Source organism: Cohnella fermenti, assembly GCF_004801405.1.
GTDB classification, from domain to species: Bacteria; Bacillota; Bacilli; order Paenibacillales; family Paenibacillaceae; genus Cohnella; species Cohnella fermenti.
On sequence record NZ_SSOB01000008.1, the window covers coordinates 131,406 to 150,429 of the forward strand.

General features: G+C 61.1%; 17 protein-coding genes. 9 read left to right on the forward strand and 8 right to left on the reverse strand.

Annotated features, from left to right (window positions below):
* Nucleotides 1–24 precede the first annotated feature (24 nt).
* From ssuC to E6C55_RS08255, 3 genes are read right to left on the reverse strand one after another with little or no spacing between them, the layout of a single operon-like run.
* A complete protein-coding gene (gene ssuC / locus E6C55_RS08245; protein WP_136369302.1) occupies nucleotides 25–804 on the reverse strand; it encodes an aliphatic sulfonate ABC transporter permease SsuC in 780 nt (259 codons plus the stop codon).
* Nucleotides 776–1,960 carry an FMNH2-dependent alkanesulfonate monooxygenase gene (gene ssuD / locus E6C55_RS08250; RefSeq protein ID WP_136369303.1) on the reverse strand — a complete coding sequence of 395 codons (1,185 nt, stop codon included), beginning with the start codon at nucleotides 1,958–1,960 and terminating at the stop codon, nucleotides 776–778. The genes ssuC and ssuD overlap by 29 nt, the downstream gene beginning before the upstream one ends.
* A gap of 30 nt (nucleotides 1,961–1,990) precedes the next feature.
* Entirely contained in the window at nucleotides 1,991–2,962 is a 972-nt protein-coding gene (locus E6C55_RS08255) for a sulfonate ABC transporter substrate-binding protein (RefSeq protein WP_230986606.1), read from the reverse strand.
* A 314-nt stretch (nucleotides 2,963–3,276) separates the two neighbouring features.
* Between E6C55_RS08255 and E6C55_RS08260 the strand changes: the two genes are divergently transcribed.
* Nucleotides 3,277–4,479: a helix-turn-helix domain-containing protein gene (locus E6C55_RS08260; protein WP_136369305.1), complete on the forward strand. Its 1,203-nt coding sequence runs from the start codon at nucleotides 3,277–3,279 to the stop codon at nucleotides 4,477–4,479.
* Between the two features lie 414 nt (nucleotides 4,480–4,893).
* Here E6C55_RS08260 and E6C55_RS08265 read toward each other — a convergent pair whose 3' ends face one another.
* Both E6C55_RS08265 and E6C55_RS08270 read right to left on the reverse strand, forming a co-directional pair.
* Nucleotides 4,894–5,604, reverse strand: a complete 711-nt coding sequence (locus tag E6C55_RS08265; protein WP_136369306.1) for an ABC transporter ATP-binding protein — start codon at nucleotides 5,602–5,604, stop codon at nucleotides 4,894–4,896.
* 1 nt (nucleotide 5,605) lies between these two features.
* The gene (locus E6C55_RS08270; RefSeq protein ID WP_136369307.1) at nucleotides 5,606–6,658 is read right to left on the reverse strand and encodes an ABC transporter permease; all 1,053 of its coding nucleotides are present in this window, start codon (nucleotides 6,656–6,658) and stop codon (nucleotides 5,606–5,608) included.
* Nucleotides 6,659–6,959: 301 nt separating this feature from the next.
* On the opposite strand from E6C55_RS08270, the gene E6C55_RS08275 reads away from it, so the two are divergent.
* The 5 genes from E6C55_RS08275 (at nucleotide 6,960) to E6C55_RS08295 (ending at nucleotide 11,329) form a co-directional block, all read left to right on the forward strand.
* The gene (locus E6C55_RS08275) at nucleotides 6,960–7,640 is read left to right on the forward strand and encodes a response regulator transcription factor (RefSeq protein WP_136369308.1); all 681 of its coding nucleotides are present in this window, start codon (nucleotides 6,960–6,962) and stop codon (nucleotides 7,638–7,640) included.
* The gene (locus E6C55_RS08280) at nucleotides 7,637–9,022 is read left to right on the forward strand and encodes a sensor histidine kinase (protein ID WP_136369309.1); all 1,386 of its coding nucleotides are present in this window, start codon (nucleotides 7,637–7,639) and stop codon (nucleotides 9,020–9,022) included. Before E6C55_RS08275 ends, E6C55_RS08280 begins: the two co-directional genes overlap by 4 nt.
* A 271-nt stretch (nucleotides 9,023–9,293) precedes the next feature.
* Nucleotides 9,294–10,325 (forward strand): GDP-mannose 4,6-dehydratase, encoded by a 1,032-nt coding sequence (locus E6C55_RS08285; protein WP_136369310.1) that lies wholly within the window; start codon nucleotides 9,294–9,296, stop codon nucleotides 10,323–10,325.
* Entirely contained in the window at nucleotides 10,322–11,029 is a 708-nt protein-coding gene (locus E6C55_RS08290; RefSeq protein ID WP_136369311.1) for a glycosyltransferase family 2 protein, read from the forward strand. Before E6C55_RS08285 ends, E6C55_RS08290 begins: the two co-directional genes overlap by 4 nt.
* 3 nt (nucleotides 11,030–11,032) lie before the next feature.
* Complete coding sequence (locus E6C55_RS08295) at nucleotides 11,033–11,329, forward strand: lipid-A-disaccharide synthase N-terminal domain-containing protein (protein ID WP_136369312.1); 297 nt, start codon at nucleotides 11,033–11,035, stop codon at nucleotides 11,327–11,329.
* Between the two features lie 907 nt (nucleotides 11,330–12,236).
* Here the strand turns inward: E6C55_RS08295 and E6C55_RS08305 are convergent.
* Nucleotides 12,237–13,121 carry a pentapeptide repeat-containing protein gene (locus tag E6C55_RS08305; protein ID WP_136369314.1) on the reverse strand — a complete coding sequence of 295 codons (885 nt, stop codon included), beginning with the start codon at nucleotides 13,119–13,121 and terminating at the stop codon, nucleotides 12,237–12,239.
* Between the two features lie 207 nt (nucleotides 13,122–13,328).
* Between E6C55_RS08305 and E6C55_RS08310 the strand changes: the two genes are divergently transcribed.
* The 3 genes from E6C55_RS08310 (at nucleotide 13,329) to E6C55_RS08320 (ending at nucleotide 17,127) form a co-directional block, all read left to right on the forward strand.
* Complete coding sequence (locus tag E6C55_RS08310) at nucleotides 13,329–14,336, forward strand: agmatine deiminase family protein (protein WP_407923703.1); 1,008 nt, start codon at nucleotides 13,329–13,331, stop codon at nucleotides 14,334–14,336.
* Nucleotides 14,333–15,208 (forward strand): N-carbamoylputrescine amidase, encoded by an 876-nt coding sequence (gene aguB, locus E6C55_RS08315; protein WP_136369316.1) that lies wholly within the window; start codon nucleotides 14,333–14,335, stop codon nucleotides 15,206–15,208. Before E6C55_RS08310 ends, aguB begins: the two co-directional genes overlap by 4 nt.
* A 167-nt stretch (nucleotides 15,209–15,375) precedes the next feature.
* The gene (locus E6C55_RS08320) at nucleotides 15,376–17,127 is read left to right on the forward strand and encodes a methyl-accepting chemotaxis protein (RefSeq protein ID WP_136369317.1); all 1,752 of its coding nucleotides are present in this window, start codon (nucleotides 15,376–15,378) and stop codon (nucleotides 17,125–17,127) included.
* Nucleotides 17,128–17,242: 115 nt separating this feature from the next.
* Here E6C55_RS08320 and E6C55_RS08325 read toward each other — a convergent pair whose 3' ends face one another.
* The gene (locus E6C55_RS08325) at nucleotides 17,243–18,289 is read right to left on the reverse strand and encodes an NAD(P)/FAD-dependent oxidoreductase (protein ID WP_136369318.1); all 1,047 of its coding nucleotides are present in this window, start codon (nucleotides 18,287–18,289) and stop codon (nucleotides 17,243–17,245) included.
* Nucleotides 18,290–18,510: 221 nt separating this feature from the next.
* A complete protein-coding gene (locus E6C55_RS08330) occupies nucleotides 18,511–18,993 on the reverse strand; it encodes a MarR family winged helix-turn-helix transcriptional regulator (protein ID WP_136369319.1) in 483 nt (160 codons plus the stop codon).
* Nucleotides 18,994–19,024: the final 31 nt, after the last annotated feature.

Sequence of the window (19,024 nt, forward strand, 5' to 3'; positions counted from 1 at the left end):
GGCACTCTCCTTCCCTTTCCTGAGTTAGACCTTGCTGTAATTCGGGTTCCAGCGCAGCAGCCGGCGCTCGAGCAGCTTGGCGGCGGTGTCGGACAGCTTGCCCAGCACCGCGTAGAGCAGGATGGCGAACACGACGATGTCCAGCCGCATGAATTCGCGGGCGTTCATCGCCATGTAGCCGATGCCGGAATCGGCCGAGATCGTCTCGGCGACGATAAGCGTCAGCCACATGAACCCGAGGGCGTAGCGGACGCCGACGAGAATCGAGGAGAGCGCCCCGGGCAGCACGACCTCGCGATAGAAGGCGAAGCCGCGCAGCCCGTAGACGCGGGCCATCTCGACCAAGCCGGGGTCGATTGAACGAATGCCGTGAACCGTGTTCATGTAGATCGGGAAGAACACTCCTAGCGCCACTAGGAAAATTTTCGCCGTCTCGCCGATTCCGAACCAGAGAATGACGAGCGGGATGAGCGCGAGATGGGGGACGTTGCGGATCATCTGCAGCGAGCTGTCGAGGTAACGGTTCGCGATTCGGGACAGCCCGTTGACGACGCCGAGCAGGAAGCCGATCCCGCCTCCGACGGCGAGGCCGATGCCCGCCCGCAGTGTGCTGTCGTAGACGTAGCGGAAGATGTCGCCCGATCTCGTCAGCGCAATGCCGGCCTCCGCTACTCGGAGCGGGGTCGGCAAGGTTCGGGTCGAGATATAGCCGTACTGGCCGAGAAGCTGCCAGAGGACAAGGACAAGCACGGGAAGATAGAACGGAGCATACCGGTTATCGGCCAGCTTGCGGAACGGCTTCATTCGCGACTCCTCCAGATTGGGAACGGACGCGGGGGTCCGGCCTCTTGTTGTAGGCGACCAGCTCGCCCACGGCTTCGATGGAAGCGGCGGGCGGCCGAGCTTGGGCGTTCAAGGGCAGCAATGGGAACAGCAGCTCCGCCGTCGTATAAGCCTCTTCCAGGTGGGGGTAACCGGAGAGCACGAACGTCTCGATGCCGAGCTGCCGGTACTCTTCGATTCGGGCGGCGACCGATTCGGCGCTGCCTACGAGAGCGGTGCCCGCGCCGCCGCGAACGAGGCCGATGCCCGCCCACAGATTCGGCGCGATGACGAGCGACGAGCGGTCTCCCTTATGCAGGTCGGCCATCCGTTTCTGGCCGACGGAATCGTAGCGGGCGAGAATCCGCTGCGCTTCCGCAATCGTGCCCTCGTCGACATGGCGGATCAGGCGGTCCGCCGCCGCCCACGCTTCCTCTTCGGTCTCGCGCACGATGACGTGGAGGCGGATGCCGAACTTGAGCTTGCGGCCCCGCGCTTCGGCGAGGGCGCGCACCTCGTCGAGCTTCTTCGCGACGTCGGCGAGCGGCTCGCCCCAGGTCAGGTAGCAATCGACGTGGTCGGCGGCGATGTTCAGGGCGGCGGGAGAGGAGCCGCCGAAGTAGAGCGGCGGATGCGGGTCCTGCAGCGGCGGGAACAGCAGCTCGCTCTCCTCCGCCCGCAGGTGCTTGCCGGTGAAGGTGACTTTCTCTCCCGCCATCAGCTTGCGCCAGACGGCGAGGAACTCGTCGGTCTGCTCGTAGCGCTCCTCATGGTTCAGGAAGATGCCGTCGCCGGCCAGCTCGTGCGGGTCCCCGCCTGTCACGACGTTGACGAGCAGCCGTCCGCCGGACAGCCGGTCGAAGGTGGACGCCATCCTCGCCGCGACGGACGGGGCCATGAGGCCGGGGCGCACGGCGACGAGGAACTTCAGTCTCTCCGTCGCGGAGAGGAGCGAGGAGGCCGCGATCCAGGCGTCCTCGCACGCTTTGCCGGTCGGCACGAGGACGCCGTGGTAGCCGAGCCGGTCCGCCGCCTGCGCGATCTGCCGGATGTAGCCGTAATCGACGGAGCGGGCGCCTTCGGAGCTGCCGAGGTAACGTCCGTCGCCGTGAAGGGGAATAAACCAGAAGATGTCCATGTGCACTCTCTCCTATGGATGAAGTTGACGTTACTCGACGATGGCGTCCTGAATGTCGATCTTGTCGGGAATCAGCTTGAGGTCGTAGAAGACGTCGGCGATCTTCTGCTGCGCTTGCGCGATGTCGTCCGTGATCGGCTCCACGCCGAAGCCGCGGTGCGACAGCGCCTGCTCCAGCGACGGAACGTCGAGTCCGAGCGAGGGAGCGAGCAGGCCGGCGAGCTCCGACTGGTTATCCTTCGCCCAGGCGTCCGATTGCTGAAGCTGCTCGAGCAGGACGTCCAGCGCAGCCTTGTCGTTCTCGTAGAACTTGTGCGTGGACAGATAGAATTCGTAGTTGCTGACGAGCCCTTCGCCGTCCGCGAGGACACGCGCGCCCGTGGCGAGCTGTGCCGCCGAGTAGAACGGCTCCCAGATGACCCAGGCGTCGACGCTGCCGCTCTCGAAGGCGGCGCGGGCGTCCGCCGGAGGGAGGAAGACGGTCTCGATGTCGGAGTACTGGAGCCCTTGCTGCTCCAGATACTTCACGAGCAGGTAATGAACGTTCGAGCCCTTGTTCAGCGCGACCTTCTTGCCCTTCAGGTCGGCGCCGGTCTGAATCGGGGAATCCTTCGGAACAAGAATCGCTTCCGCCTTCGGGCTGGCCGGCGCATGCCCGAGATAGACGAGCGGCGTTCCTGCCGCTTGCGCGAAGATCGGAGGCGCCTCGCCGACATTGCCGAAGTCGATGCTTCCGACGTTGACCGCCTCGAGAAGCTGAGGACCTCCGGGGAACTCGGTCCACTCGACGGAATAGCCGATGTCGGCCAGCTTCTCGTCAAGGCCGCCCCTGACCTTGAGAATGTTGACCGAAGCGTACTTCTGGTACCCGATCCGGATCTTCTTGTCTCCGCCGGACTTGGCGGTTGAGCTTGACGATGCTCCGGCTGACGAGGACGCGCCCTGCTGCTTGTCGTTCGAGCCGCAAGCCGCCAGCAGCGACAAGCTTGCAATAAGAGTCAAGGCGAGTGCCGCCTTCCTTACCTTCCGTGTTCCGTTCCCCAGTTACATTCGTGCGCACAACCCTTCTTTTTTTATAAAACCAACTAAACAACTTTGAATAATATGTATGAAAAGTATCATCCGCGAACGGCTCTGTCAATACGATGAGGAGGAATGAGGAAGAAGGAGGAGCAACGAGGAGGGAGGAAGCGGATTCGGGCGGGTGCGGAGCTCTTCCAAGCATTGAAATCAAGCGCGGGATCGCTTATGATCAATTTAATTAATAATTCTCATAAAAATAGTATGAATTATAAGTGGAGAAGGAGCGTGAGATCGTGGCGAACGAGAGATGGGGACTGCTCACCCTCCAGGAAGCGATGGATATCTTGGGCGTCAGCCGCGCCACGATCGACCGTTGGCGCAAGGATAAGCAGCTTCCTCATATTAAAGTAGGCAAGGAGATCTGGGTGGACCCGGAGAAGCTGGAGGCATGGGTATACCTGCACGCCAGCCGACAGAGCGAGGCGGGCAAGCCGAAGGCGGCGGTTCGCGAGGTGACGGTCGGGTATCAGAGCGGCGCCGCGCTGCTGTGGAGCACGCTGGTGATCAAGAAGCTCGGGCTGCTGGAGGATGAGCTGAAGCGAACGAGCCCCTCGTTCTCCTACAAGGTGAATTGGGTGAACGCCCCGAACGGGATGGAGCTGGTGGAGAGCCTCATTGGGGGCAAGGTGCACATCGCCTCCATCGGGGACTACCCGATGATCGCGAGCCAACAGCTCAGCAGGATGCTGCCGCTGTTCCGGCCGCTGTTCCTGGCGTTCGACGGGAAGACGGCGGGAGGAGACGGCATCTCGCTGGTCGTGCCGAAGGGGAGCCCCGTCCGCAGCGCGGACGACCTGAGCGGCCGGGCGATCGCAACGGTCGGCCATTCCAGCGCCTCCTACCGGCTGAAGCAGTGGATCGGCGCGAACGGGCTCGAATCCGTCCCCGTTGTCCGGCGGACGATGGGCGAATGCTTAAGCGGCGTTCTCGAAGGGGACGTCGGGGCCAGCTTCATGTGGGAGCCCTATCTGAGCTGGGCGAAGTCGATCGGGGCGGGAGAGCCTTTCCCCTCCGAAGGGATCGGCGGCGACTACCTGACCGGCCTGATGGCGGACGGGAATTGGGCGAACGGCAACAAGGACGTCGTGATCGCCTACCTGAAGGCGCATCTTCGGGCGCATGCCATCATGCGCGGAGACCCGGCGAAGGCGGCTGCGATCATCGCCGAGGCGAGCGGCTACCCCGTTCGGGTCGTGGCGGGCGTCATCGCCGGCATTCGTTGGGACGCCTCGCTGTACGCCAAGGACGTTCGGACGCTGGATCGCCTGCTCGGCGAGCAGGCGCTTGCGGCTCCCGCGGCCGAGCCGGAAGGGCGGGCGGCCGCCGGCTTCGAGGCCGGCCAGCCTTATCTGCTGGATGCGGCGGAGAGCTTGAAGCTGCCGATCCTGTCCGCCGCGGAGCTCGCCGGGGAGTGGTCGGAGGAGGAGCACTATTGAGGGCGAGCGGACGGACTTGGGAGTGGGGCCGGTCAGCACATCAGAACACTTTTCCGCCAGTCCGCCGCTCGCCAGCCCATCACCAACCACAATTCCGCCAGCCTATCGCCCATCGCCCGCCGCAAACCACAATTCCGCCAACCCGCCGCCCGCCCATCGCACGCCAGCCCGCCGCCCATCACCAACCACAATTCCGCCAGCCTATCGCTCGCCGCCCACCGCCAACCAAAATGTTGCCAAATGTCACCATTTTCGTTGCGAAGCTCCATTTATCGGGGAAAATGCTGCCGAAAGTCAACATTTTTCGGTCTAATGGGCCATTTGAGAGCGATTCGGAAGAAAATGTTGACTTTAAGCAACATTTGTCGGGAATCGAAGCTGCATTGCCGGAGAATGTTGACTATTTGCAACATTTCAAGTTCCTATTCCATTTGCCGTTCTCCATGTATGCCCCTCGATCCGGCCGTCCCGCATCTCAACGACCCGATCGGCGTAAGGGAGCATCTCCCCGTCGTGCGTCACCATCAGCGTCGACATGCCGAAGGCTTGCGTCAGCTTCCGGAGCAGGCCGAGAATCTCGTGCGACCGCTCGGAATCGAGGCTGGCCGTCGGTTCGTCGGCGAACAGGATGCGGGGGCGGTGGATGATCGCGCGCGCAATGGCGATGCGCTGCTTCTCGCCCCCCGACAGGGAGGCGGGGTACGCCTTGCGGCGGTGCTCCATGCCGACCAGGCCAAGCGCTTCCGCCACTTGCTTGGCGCGCCCGGCTGCGTCCAGTCGGCTTCCGGAGACGTCGAGCATCAGGGCGAGCTGATCCTCCGCGGTCAGGAAGGGGACGAGATGCGACGATTGGAAGACGAAGCCGAACCGGGTTGCCCTTATGCTTCTTAGCTTCTCCGGAGGCATCTTCGTCATGTCCTCTCCATCCAGCAGAATCTCTCCGCCGGAGGCCTCCTGCAAGCCCGCCGCGATCGTCAGCAGCGTGCTCTTGCCCGATCCGGACGAGCCGACGAGGGCGGTCAGTTGCCCTTCGGCCAGCGTCAGATCGATGCCCTTCAGCACCCGGATCTCCGCTTCCCCGTCCGGGAACGACTTGGCGACTTGCCTCAGCTCGAAGGTTGCCATTCTACATCTCTCCTTGTTGGATCGCCGCCAGCGGCGACACCTTCTTGATCTGAATGCCGGATACGGACGAACCGGCGAAGCCGACGACGAGGAACAGGACCGCCAGCCAGGCCATGGAGGAGCCGGATAGCCGGAAGGGCATCTCTCCCGGAGCGACGGCTGCGAACAACGCGCTGAGTGCAGCGGCGCCGAGCATGGCGATGCCGGCAACGACGGCCATCTGCGTCCACATCATCCGGAACAAGGCGCCGGTTCGCACCCCGATGGCCTTCAGGATTCCGTATAGCCCCATTTTCTGAACATTCATCATGTAGAAAAAGATGCCGAACAGGAGGCCGCCGATTGCGATGAGGAAGACGATGATCATGTTCAGCGTAAGCTGTTCCGCCTTGTAGCTCGGAATCGAGCCCAGCAGCTCGCCCTTGGTGAACGCCTCAAGGCCGGCCGGGGTCTCGCCCGGCGATCCCGGGACGAAGAGCAGCTGCATCTCGGCGCGACCCGTCATCTCCGCGTAATCGTCCGGGTTCACGAAGGCGGCCGGGGCGTGGCTGAACTTCTGCCCGTCGACGAAGCCGGCCACCCGGAACGCCTTGTCCGAGGAGGCGTCTCCGGTCAGCATGTCTCCAATTGCGACCCCCTTCTCGGCCAAGGTGCCGTCGAGCCACACCTCGCCGGGATGAACGGTTGGCAGCATCTTCGCCTTCGCATTCTCTTCTTCCGATACGGAGGCGACGTAAGCGACGCCGAGCTGCTTGCCGTCCGCATCGTTCAGGAAGCCGAGCCGAATCGACAGCGCCATCGAGCCGTCCCGCGATTGCAGGACCTCCGACTGAAGGGACGGATCGATGGCCGAGAACGAGTACGTGCCGTCGGCCTCCCCGCTCATGTAGAATTGCCCCTCGGGCATATCGGCGATCAGGGCGGCGTTGTCCCGGGACAGGCCGTTCGCCAGCCCCGCCACGATAAACGCCAGCAGGCTGATCAGGAATACGATCGAGCCCAGAATGGCGAACCTCGCCCGGTTGCGCTTCATTTCTTGCCAAGCCAGCTTCATATGGCTCTCCTCCTTGCTGTTGTGTGTTGCCGTCTCTCTGTTGTTCCCTTGTCAACTTGCCGTCCTGCCATCTTGTCGTCTCACCGTCTCGTTGCTGTGTCTTGCCATTTTTGTCTTCCTGCCCTCCTGCCCTCTTGCTGCCTTGCCGCTATGTCGTCCTGCCTCCCCTCGAATGTAGGCCCGCAGAATGAACGCACCGTGAACGGCTCCTTACAAAATAGCGATACCGCCGGGCGGCCCGTTGAATTCAAGACGCGAATCGCTCATCATGAAGATACATTGCGCAAGGGAGGCGGAAGCGTTGAGGGTACATCTGCTGGTCGCGGACGACGATCCGCATATTCGGGAGCTGCTGCGGCTTACTCTTACCAAGGAAGGCTACGTTGTCCTTGAGGCGGCGGACGGGGAAGCGGCATCCCTGGCGCTCGAGACGGACAACGTCCATCTGGCCGTTGTGGACGTGATGATGCCGGGCAAGGATGGACTGGAGCTGTGCCGGGAGATTCGGGAGCACTACGATCTGCCGGTTATTCTGCTGACGGCGAAGGGAGAACTGCGGGATAAGGAGCACGGCTTCGATTCCGGGGCGGACGATTATGTGGTGAAGCCGTTCGAGCCCAGAGAGCTGCTGTTCCGGATCAAGGCTCTCCTTCGCCGGTACAAGCTGGTGTCCGAGGAGCAGATTCGGATCGGCAGCCTGCTGATCGACCGAGGCGGCTACGAGATTCGGGTTCGCGGCGAGCCGCGGCCGATCCCGCTGCGCGAATTCGAGCTGCTGGCCCAGCTTGCCAGCCAGCCCGGCCGCATCTATACGCGGGAGCAACTGATCAAGCTCATCTGGGGAGCGGACTTCGCCGGCGACAGCCGCACGGTGGACGTTCATGTGAAGCGGCTGCGGGAGAGGTTCGCGGATTGCGAGGACTCCTTCGCCATACAGACGTTGCGTGGACTCGGGTACAAGCTGGAGGCGAGGGAAGAATGAGGTCGCTCTATGTACGAATTACGGCTACGTTCGCTCTGATCGCCTTCTTCAGCTCGCTGCTGGGTCTTCTCGTCACGAGCCTCTATTACGAATTCTCGCTTAAGTCCCAGAACGAGCGCCGAATGGCGGACGTCGGAGAGACGATTAAGCAACTGTACGAGAGATACCCCGAGCTGGAGCTGGAGAGTGTCTACCTGCCGGCAATGGCGAAGCTCGGGTATCAGCTCTATCTGGTGACGGAGGATGGACGAACGGTTGCCTTCGGCTCCCCCTTCAAGCACGGCAGCCTGTCCGTCGGGCAGGTCGATACGGTGATGAACGGGCGGGTCTATAACGGCATGGGGGAGGAGAATCGGCGTCTGGAGCTGATTGCCTACTTCGAGAACAGCGTGCGCAACACGATCGGGATTCCTCTGGCGACCGACGTCGGCAGGGCCGCGCTGTTTATTCGCCCCGACCTGAAGCAGCAGATCGGGGAGGTCCGGCTGATCGTAGCGGCGCTGCTTCTGAGCACGTTCCTGCTGTCGCTGCTGCTGATCGCCGTCTTCGCCCGGTATATTGTCGCCCCGATCAAGAAGCTGACAAGCGCGACGAAGCGAATCGTGCAAGGGCAGTACGATACGAATCTGGAGACGTCCCGCAAGGACGAGATCGGCGATCTTGCCAATCACTTCTCCCGCATGACCGATTCGATCCGGCGTTCGGAGCTTATGCGCCAGGAGTTCGTGGCCAACGTCTCCCACGAGTTCCAGACTCCGCTTACTTCGATTCAAGGCTACGTTCGAACGATTCGGGAGGAGAGCCTCGTCACGGGAGACAGCGGCAGGTACCTTGACATTATCGAGACCGAGAGCGCCCGGCTCTCCTCGCTTAGCCGGCAGTTGCTGACGCTCGCTTCTCTTGACAAGGGCGACAAGCCGCCGCACCGGGCGGCGTTCCGGCTGGACGAACAGATCCGGCACGTTCTCATCGGCCTTGAATGGCTTTGGTCGGAGAAGCAACTGGAGCTTCATGTCGAGCTGGAGGAGGTTGTCGCGGAGGGCGATCCGGAGCTGCTGCATGAGGTGTGGCTGAATCTGCTGTCCAATGCGATCAAGTTCACCCCGGCAGGGGGCACGATCGGAGTCAGGCTGCGACGGCGGGCGGATTCGATCGAAGCGGAGGTTCGCGACGACGGGATCGGCATCGCGGAGGAGGACCTGCCCTATATCTTCGACCGCTTCTACAAGGCGGACAAGGCGAGGGGACGGCACCGGAACGGAAGCGGTCTGGGCCTGTCGATTGTGAGCCGAATCGTCGCTATTCACGGCGGCACCGTAGAGGCCAGCAGCAGGCTTGGCGAAGGAAGCGTATTCACTGTCTTGCTGCCCGCTGGCGGCTAATGCGACTCTGTTGTCTTTTCCCAGCAGAGGTACTTCGATAAATTGAACAAAAAAACCGGAAAATCGACAAATTGCCTTGAAACATTTGATTTACAACTTAGAGGATTTGAACTAATATGGTTGTTGTCGGTGGACTAGGACGGAAGGATCAGAATAAAGATAGAGAGATAAAGATAGGTATAGATAGAGAGACTATCTTCAAGGCATTCAAGCTCGCGGCAATGCCTTGTTTTTCATTGTTTTTTTATAGCAAGAAGGAAGGGATGAGCTCATGTCGACCTATCTGGTAACGGGCGGGGCCGGATTTATCGGTTCCCACCTCGGCGATAGTCTTCTGGCAAGCGGGCATCGCGTGATCTGCCTGGACAGCTTCTCCGATTCGTACGATTACCGGGTCAAGATGCGCAACATCCTGCCTGGCGGCCTTCCGGACAGTTTGGCGGCCTTGTCCGACAAGGAAGAGGCATTGGCCAAGCTTAAACGCAGTTTGCCGAGCGAACGGTACCGTCTGGAGACGGTCGATCTTCGGGACTCGGAGGCTTTGGAGCGGATTTTCGAATCGGAATGCATTGACGCGGTTATCCACCTGGCGGCTCTGCCGGGCGTACGGGCCTCCATCGAGCAGCCGCTGCTGTTCGACGACGTCAATGTGAGGGGGACGCTGCTGCTGCTGGAGACGATGCGCAAGGCCGGCGTTCGCAAGTGGCTGTGCGCCTCTTCGTCCTCGGTATACGGCCATAACGAGAAGGTGCCCTTCTCCGAGAGCGACCCGGTCGACACGCCGATCTCGCTCTATGCGGCGACGAAGAAGAGTTGCGAGCTCATGGGCTACACATACTACCATTTATACGGAATCGACGGCATGATGCTGCGCTTCTTCACGGTGTACGGCCCGCGGCAGCGGCCGGATCTGGCGATTCACAAGTTCGCGCGCCTCATCGATCAGGATCGGGAGATCCCGTTCTACGGAGACGGCACGACGAAGAGGGACTATACGTATGTCGAAGATGTCGTGGCCGGCATACGCGGCGCCCTCGACTATGTCGAGAAGCACGAATCGGTGTACGAGGTGCTGAATCTGGGCAACAGCCGGACGGTGTCGCTGACGGAGATGGTGGACGGCCTCGAGAGCGCGCTCGGCAAGAAGGCGATTCTGCAGCGATTGCCCGCCCAGCCCGGCGATATGGAGATGACCTGCGCCGATATCGGCAAGGCCCGCCGCTTGATCGGATACGAGCCTCGGACAAGCTTCGAGGAAGGGATACGCAATTTCGTACGTTGGTATGGAGGGAGATCATCATGAAGGAACTATCGGTTGTCGTCCCGATCTATAACGAGCGCGACGATCTGACTCGGCTGATCTTCGCGATCACGGGGGCGCTGGACCCGCATGTCGAGGAATACGAGATTGTTCTCGTCAACGACGGCAGCACGGACGGCAGCGGGGCGCAGCTCGACAAGCTGGCGGAGAGCGATGCGAAGCTTCGCGTGCTCCACTTCGAGCGCAATTGCGGGCAGACGGCGGCGATCGCAGCGGGGCTGAAGGTGGCCGAGGGCCGTTATGTCGCGCTTATGGACGGGGACCTGCAGACGTTCCCGGAAGATATCGTCAAGCTTCTTCCTTATATGGCGGAGTACGACTTCGCGAACGGAACGCGGGTGGACCGCAGAGACACCTTGGTGAAAAAAGTCTCGTCAAAGGTAGGCAACGGGGTGCGCAACAAGATTACTGGGGATCAGATCCAGGATACCGGTTGCCCGATGAAGCTGTTCAAGCGCGAGGTCGCGCAGAGCTTCAACCTGTATGAAGGCTTCCACCGCTTCCTGCCGACCCTGGCGAGAATGAACGGCTTCAGCGTTATTGAGGTTCCCGTCGGGCATCGCGAGAGAACGGCGGGCAAGTCGAAGTACGGCGTGCTGAACCGGGCTTTCGTCGGGCTTATGGACGCGATCGTGATCGGATGGCTGCGCAAGCGCACCATTCGCTATCAGATCCGGGGCGATTAAGAGATGAGCGGCCATGCGAAGGAATGGTTCTGGATCGGCTTCGGCCTGATTGGGCAAATTATGTTCACCGGACGCTTCGTCGTTCAGTGGATCGCAAGCGAGAAGGCGAAGATGAGCGTCGTCACGAAGTCGTTCTGGGTGTTCGGCATCATCGGCAGCACGATCCTGTCGATCTACGCGATCTACAGGAGAGACCCCGTCTATATTCTGGGACAAGTTCCGGGGGTATTCATCTACGCCCGCAACCTGATTCTGATGCGGAACACGGATCGCTCGAACTCGACCCAAGAGTCGGAATGAAGCGATTGAGCAGCGGCGCAAAGAGAATAGAGGCCGATGCGAAGGAATCAAGGATCGGTGCGCGAAAAGATCCAAGGTCGAAGTGAAGAGGTCGAAGGAAGGGGCTGCTTCGAGGGTCGTTGGACTGTCGTGGCGGCCCTTTCCGGCCCGTACGCGAGGGGCGGCAGCCGTCGATCAAGCCGGCGCACCCGCCGAAGCTAACAACCCCCGCTGAACCTGGCGAAGCCTCTGAACCCAACAACAGACACCGCTAACCCTAACAAACTCAGCAACCGCAGCAAACCGCAGCAAACCCGGCAAACCGCGACAAACCCAGCAAACCCGGCAAACCCGGCAAACCGCAACAAACCCGTCAAACCCGTCAAACCCAGCAAACCCGGCAAACCCGGCAAACCCGTCAAACCCGTCAAACCTGGCAAACCCGGCAAACCGCGACAAACCCAGCAAACCCGGCAAACCGCAACAACCCCAGCAACCCCAGCAAACAACTTACCAGCTCCGTCGAACCCGCTGGCCCCCACCGAGCCCCGCCGAACCCAACAAACCTGCTGTGGACCTATCGGACCCACCGAACTCGCTAGTCACTGATTTTTATGTGAAAAATCACATTGGCGCAGCCCGAAACGGACAATTTGGACGATTATATGTGAAAAACCACATTCATGGAGGAATTTCCGGCCCGAAGTGCTGGATGTATGCGAAAAATCACATAAAACACCTCAATTCCCTCCCTAACCAAGCCGACGAATGTGAAAAATCACATAAAATCGCAAGATTCCTCGAACCAGAGGGCAAAAGGCGTCGAACCAGTGGCGCGAATAGTCTCATGGGAGAGGGCACCTGCCGCAACCGAGTCCAGCCCCTGCCATGAGGACGCTCCGCCCGGACTGCCGCCCGGCCGAAGACGCTACTCCTCCCAATGGAAGGGCCGCGCCAGCCGTGCCGGAATGCGGGTGCTTCTGTCCCCCTTGGCCGAATTCAACTGGGACTGCGAGACGAAGAGGGCTCCCGTCAGATCGGCGCCGCGAAGGTCCGCGTCCCGCAGGTCGGCGCCGATGAGGTCGGCCTGCCGCAGATCGGCCTCGCGCAGGTCGGCGGCGATGAGCCATGCGCCCCGCAGGTTCGCGCAGCGCAGATCGGCCTGCCGCAGCTTCGCGCCAACGAGGTCGGCTCCCCGGCCGGCCTTCTTCGGTGTCCGCAGCGGCCCCTTGAACGCGGCCCGGGCACTCGCCCGCGCCAGCTCGCTCGCCTCGAGCAGTAGCGGATTCACCTCCGCGCGGCATGCGGAGACGGACACTCGAAGCAGGCTGTCCGGCTCCTGCAGGGTCAATTCCTCGATCTCCCGCAGCGCTTGCAAGAGCTTCTCCCGGATCGGTCGGTCGACAACGGCCTCCAGGGAGCTCGCTTCGCTCAAGTACCACAGCAGCTCCTGAAGCTGCCACGCGATCGGGAACGCTTCGAACATTCGGGGAGCGGCTTCCGGTTCCTCCCGCCAGCCCCGACCCCGGAAGGTCAGCCGCGACAGCTTCTGGCCCGCGCCGAAGCAGTCATATACCGTGCAGCCGCGATAGCCTTGATCGCGAAGCTCGCCGTGTATGCCGCAGCGATAGTCGTCCCGCAACTGCGGGCAGGGCTGGCCGGCGGCCTTGTCCGCGGCGAAGTCGCTCGAAGCCGCGAACGGCAGCGCTGCGCAGCACAAGCCGAAGCAATTGTCGCAGTCGGCCCGCAATTGGGCGAGGGGAATGGGGGAGAGATTGTCCGCATAGGAAGCCTGGGAATTTGAACTCGTCATGGTTGTTCTCCGTTCAGTCGAGGATAATCCGAGTATAGCATACCGGCCGACGTCCAGGGCTTCCGGCATCGACGGGCCGACGTTAACTCCTTCCCTGCCCAGTCAACATTCGGTCATTGTGATCGATAGTCATATCGTTTATGATGATCTGAGAAAATACGACAAAGAGAGCTGAATCGCGTGAACCCACTAGAGCTGAATTACAGGATGCCGCCCGAATGGGTGGAGCACGAGCGCACCTTCATGTCCTGGCCGGTCAAGGACTCGATGGTGTACCCGGACGACCATGAATCGGTATGCGCCGGTTACGCCGGAATCGTCAAGGCGATCGCCGAGTTCGAGCCGGTGTCAGTGCTTGTCAACGAGTCCGACGAGGAGCTGGCGAAGGAGCATCTGAACGCGCCGAATATCGATCTTGTGCGTATCCCTCATAGCGATGCCTGGCTGCGCGACAACGGGCCGACCTTCCTCATCGGCGAAGGCGGCGAACTGGCGGGCGTGAACTGGACGTTTAACGCTTGGGGCGGCAAGTACGCTCCGTGGGACCTGGACGATGCGGTCGCGCCGCAGATTCTGGAGCGGACGCAAGCCCGCCGCTTCGACGCGCCGCTCGTGATGGAAGGCGGCTCGCTGCATGTCGACGGAGAAGGAACGGTCGTCACGACCGAGGAGTGCCTGCTGAATCCGAACCGGAACCCGGAGCTGAGTCGGGAGCAGATTGAGGAAGAGTTGAGAAGGTTCCTGAACGTGTCGAAGGTCATCTGGCTGAAGCGCGGGCTCGACGGCGACGAGACGGACGGCCATGTCGACAACATCGCCTGCTTCGCTGCCCCGGGGAAGGTCGTCCTGCAGGTATGCGACGATCCGGCCGACGAGAACTACGCGATCACGCAGGAGAACCTGCGCATTCTAGAAGCGGAGACGGATGCGAAGGGGCGCAGGCTGGAGATCGTCAAGATCCCGCAGCCGCCGAAGGCGATTTTCGAAGACAGCCGTCTCACCTTGAGCTACCTGAACTTCTACTTCGTGAACGGGGGCATCGTGCTCCCGGTGTTCGGCGGGCCGGCCGCGGAGGCCGACCGCGAAGCGGAACGCATTCTGCAAGAGACATTCCCGCAGCGCCGGATTCGCACGGTGGACGGCATGGCGATCATCAAGGAAGGCGGCAACGTGCATTGCACGACGCAGCAGATGCCGAGAGGAGGAGCAAGATGAGGAAGGTAACCGTAGCCGCCACGCAGATGGCGTGCTCCGCGAATATCGAGGAGAACATCGCGAGAGCGGACAAGCTCGTTCGCGAGGCCGCCGCTCAGGGCGCGCAGATCATTCTGATCCAGGAGCTGTTCGAGACGCCTTACTTCTGCCAGAAGGAGAAGTCGGACTACTACGTGTACGCGACGGAGCTGGAGAGCAACAAGGCGGTGGCCCACTTCAAGCAGGTGGCCAAGGAGCTGCAGGTCGTACTGCCGATCAGCTTCTATGAGAAAAAAAACTACGCCCGCTACAACTCCCTCGCGGTCATCGATGCGGACGGGTCGGTGATGGGACTCTATCGCAAGAGCCACATTCCGGACGGACCGGGGTACGAAGAGAAGTTCTACTTCAATCCGGGAGACACCGGCTTCAAGGTGTGGAACACCCGCTATGCCAAGATCGGCGTCGGCGTCTGCTGGGACCAGTGGTACCCGGAAGCGGCTCGCTGCATGGCGCTGATGGGCGCAGAGCTGTTGTTCTACCCGACAGCGATCGGCTCGGAGCCGCAGGACGGCTCGATCGACTCGAAGGATCATTGGCAGATGTGCATGCGCGGCCATGCCGCGATGAACCTGATGCCGGTTATCGCCTCGAACCGCGTGGGCGTGGAATCGGACGAAGATTCCTCGATCACCTTCTACGGCTCCTCCTTTATTGCCGGTCCGCAGGGCAATATCGTGAAGGAAGCGGGAAGAGCGGAAGAGACGACGCTTGTGGCCGAGTTCGACCTCGATCAATTGGAGGTTCAGCGCATCGAATGGGGGATCTTCCGCGATCGGCGTCCCGACTTGTATCGGGTTATCGCCTCCTACGACGGAAGCACGATGATTTAAGGCATATTTGCCTTGCATAGCCCGCGTTGGCGCTTGTCGCCTCGCGGGCTTTTCCCGTCGCAGGGACTCCTTGCTCGAATCTAACTCTTTTCTAACAATTTTGCGAGTATGGGGTTAACAGGTTGTCGCTAAGATGAAGGCAATACATATGATTAAGGGGTGTGCCCATGTTCGGTTGGATTACTCGTCGCAAGAGTTTGGCCGTGGTGAGTTCGGTTATTCTGTCGTTGGTGTTGCTCATCTTGATGGGCACGATGTCCACCCTGATGTACAAGTCGGAGAAGAGTGCGGTGCTGCGGGAGTTCAAGCAAGTCGGGGACAAGCTGGGAGACCAGATGCAGACGCGCGGGGAGCGCATCGCGGAGGCTGCGAACGGCTTCCGCGAAGGCAAGATGACGTCGACCGCAGAGCTGGGCGACCTGAAGGAACAACTCGATGCGATGGTTGACGATACATTGATCGCCAACGCCTACTTGGTCCTCCCCGATATCTCGGAGCGGGACGGGAAGACGTATCTCCGCATGATCCAATCGAATGAGAGCCTTACCGCGGCGGATGCCGGAGCCGGGCAGGAGTTCGTGGCCCACAACGCCCTGGTCTCCGTCTTCAAGGGAGCGCTGATTGGCAAGACGGGGCTGTCTGCCGGATATAGAGACGACTTCGGCTCCTGGATGTCCTACCTGAAGCCGATCGTCGCCGAGGATGGGAGCGCGGTGGCGGTATTCGGCGTCGACTACAACTACGGGAATGTTCAGAGTCGTATGAACGGATTGCTCTGGAATGCCATTCTGGTCGGTCTTCTCGTCACCGCCATCGGCATCGCGATCATGGTCGTGCTGGTTCGAATTGCGGTGAAGCCGCTCGGCATTCTGGCCGTCATGGCCAAGCAGGCGTCGACCGGCGATCTGACGGTGAAGGTGCCGGTAACGAGCCGCAACGAGATCGGTCAGGCGGCGGGCTCGTTTAACGAGATGATCGCGAGTCTGAGGGAACTGGCCGCCCATATCGACCGAACGTCGAACGAGGTGACGGAGTCTTCCTTGCACCTGAAGGAGACGGCGGGGCAGACGGCCGCCGCGGCGAACGACATCGCGCATTCAATCCAGGACGTAGCCGCCGGCATGGAGACGCAGCTCGTCAGCTCGGCGGAGAGCCAGACCGCCATGACGGAGATGACGATCGGCATCCAGCGCATCTCCGAATCCTCGCAGGTTGTCGCGGAGCTGGCGGCCGACACCGCGGGGATGGCCTCCGACGGCGATGTTGTCATCTCCCGCACGGTGGAGCAGATGGGCACGATCGAGCAGCATGTTATTGCCGCATCGGATGCGATGAAGGAGCTAAACCAATCGAATGAGAGGATCGGCGACATCCTGGCGCATATCTCCGACGTAGCGAACCAGACGAATCTGCTCGCGCTTAACGCATCCATCGAAGCGGCGCGGGCGGGAGAGCACGGCAAGGGCTTCGCGGTCGTCGCGCAGGAGATTCGCAAGCTGGCCGAGCGCTCGCGGGAGTCGTCGGAGGAGATCTCCACGATTCTGCATGTGATCGGGACAAAGGCTGGCGAGGTGTACGCTTCGCTTGAGGTGTCGGCGGGCGAGGCTCGCGAGGGCACGAAGCTGGCGAACGCGAGCGGGGAGTCGTTCCGCTCCATTCTTCGCTCCATCCGGCAGGTATCGAGCCAGGTGCAGGAAGTGTCCGCCGCGTCCGAAGAGATGTCCGCAGGCAGCGAGCAGATCGCCGCTTCGCTCGAGGAGCTCGAGCGAATGGCGAAGCTGTCGGCGGCGCACTCCCAGGACGTAGCCGCCTCCTCCGAGGAGCAACTGGCCTCGGTCGAAGAGGTGGCCGGCGCCTCCGAGCAGCTCCGGCTGCTGGCCGGCCAGCTCCGCGCAGCGGTCGGGAGCTTCCGACTGTAACGGAAGCGGGCGTCACGAATGCGACAAACCGCATAAAAAGCAATAAAAAGCCCCCATGAGTCCGCTAATCGGATTCGTGGGGGCTTTCTCGGCTGCCATGCGCATATTCGATCGCTCAATGCTCGTCGTCGTCCTTCACGCCGAGTGCGCGGTTGCGTTCTTTGAACTTGGAGTTGTGCGAGGAGACGTAGGCGACCTTCTCGGCTTCGGGCTCGATGAACAGCTTGGCGCCGTTGAGGGCGAGCACGGCGTCGGTGAATGTGCCCGCGATGAGCCGCACCTTGCCTCCATGGTCAACGAAGTCGCCGGCCGCGAACACGCCGGGCAGGTTCGTCTGCAGATCGGAACCGACCTTGACGTTCCAATCCGTCATGTCGAGTCCCCATTCCTTCACCGGACCGAAGTTGTAGCGCAGCCCGTGGCTGACGACGACGGCATCGATGTCGAGGCGCTCGGACTCGCCGCTCTCGACGTGGCTGATCGTCACCTGGTCGATGTCGGCGCCGCTGCTGCTGTGCAGGGACTGGATCGCATAAGGGGTCAGGACCCGCGCCGAGGATTGCTTCATCTTGACGACGTTGCGCTCGTGGCCGCCGAACTTGTCGCGGCGATGCACGACCGTCAGGCTCTTCGCAATAGGCTCGAGCGCGTTCGCCCAGTCGACAGCCGCATCCCCGCCGCCGGAGATGAGCACACGCTTGTCGCGGAACACTTCCAGCTCCTGAACGGTATAGTGCAGATTCGTCACCTCGAACCGATCGGAGCCTTCGATCTCCAGCTTCGCGTGCTCCAGTACGCCGTACCCGATCGCGAGAACGACGGTCTTCGTCCAATGCCGTTCTCCGTTCGCGGAAGTGAGCAGAATCGTTCCGTCCGCTTGACGCTCCAGATTGACGACCTGCTGCCCAAGCACGACAGTCGGGTCGAATGTCATCGCCTGCTGCTTCAACTGCTCGATCAAGCGGCTGCCGAGCGTCGGGGTCAGGCCTCCGACATCCCAGATCATTTTCTCCGGGTAGATTAGGATACGTCCGCCAAGCTGCTCATTCGCGTCAATCAGCTTCGTCTTCAAGTCTCTCATGCCGCTGTAGAAGGCGGTATACATACCGGCGGGGCCTCCGCCAACGATCGTCACATCATAAAGCTCCAGTTGTTCGGTCACGTGTCGGTCCTTCTTCCTATAAGGGAACTCGCCCGTCTCCAGGCGGGTAGATATGCGTGAATATACTTCTATTGTAATTGATAATAATTCTCATCGTCAACGAGAAGAAGGCAATTATTTCAGGAATATCCCGCCTGCCTGTCCCACCTTCACAACAATGACAAAAAGCAACGCGAAAAAAACCGGAAGACAAAGAAGCTCTCCCGGTTCCAGTGCGGCGATCAGTTCTCCTCTTCATCCGGCTTCGGACATGGCTCCGCTTGCTGGAAGATGACGTTCCTCAAGACGCGGAGGGACAAATAAAGCATCTCCTGCTTGTCCGGGTCGAGGCTGGCGATATGCCGCGACAGCTCGTCGTCTTCTTCGATGCCAATGACGAGTTGCTCTCCTTCTTCGGTCAAGGCAATGAAGTGGCTGCGCCGATCCTCGGGATTCTCGATCCGATTGGCGAGGCCTCGCTTCACCAGGGAATCGACAATGTAGGTCATGGAGGCGGCTTTGAGGTGCAGCCGGTTCGCGAGCAGCATCGACGAGCAGTCGTGCTGGCGATAGATAAGATTCAGAACCGAGAATTGGTTCAGGGAGAGGTCGTGCTCCCGAAGATGCTCCGACAATCTGCGAATCCGTTGATGGGAGAAGTGTTTGAAGATCTGGTTGTAGATCTGGATAATCATGTCGGGATCGACGCGGAACTCGGAGTTCACTTCCGTCACCTGCTCTCAAGGGCTAATAATT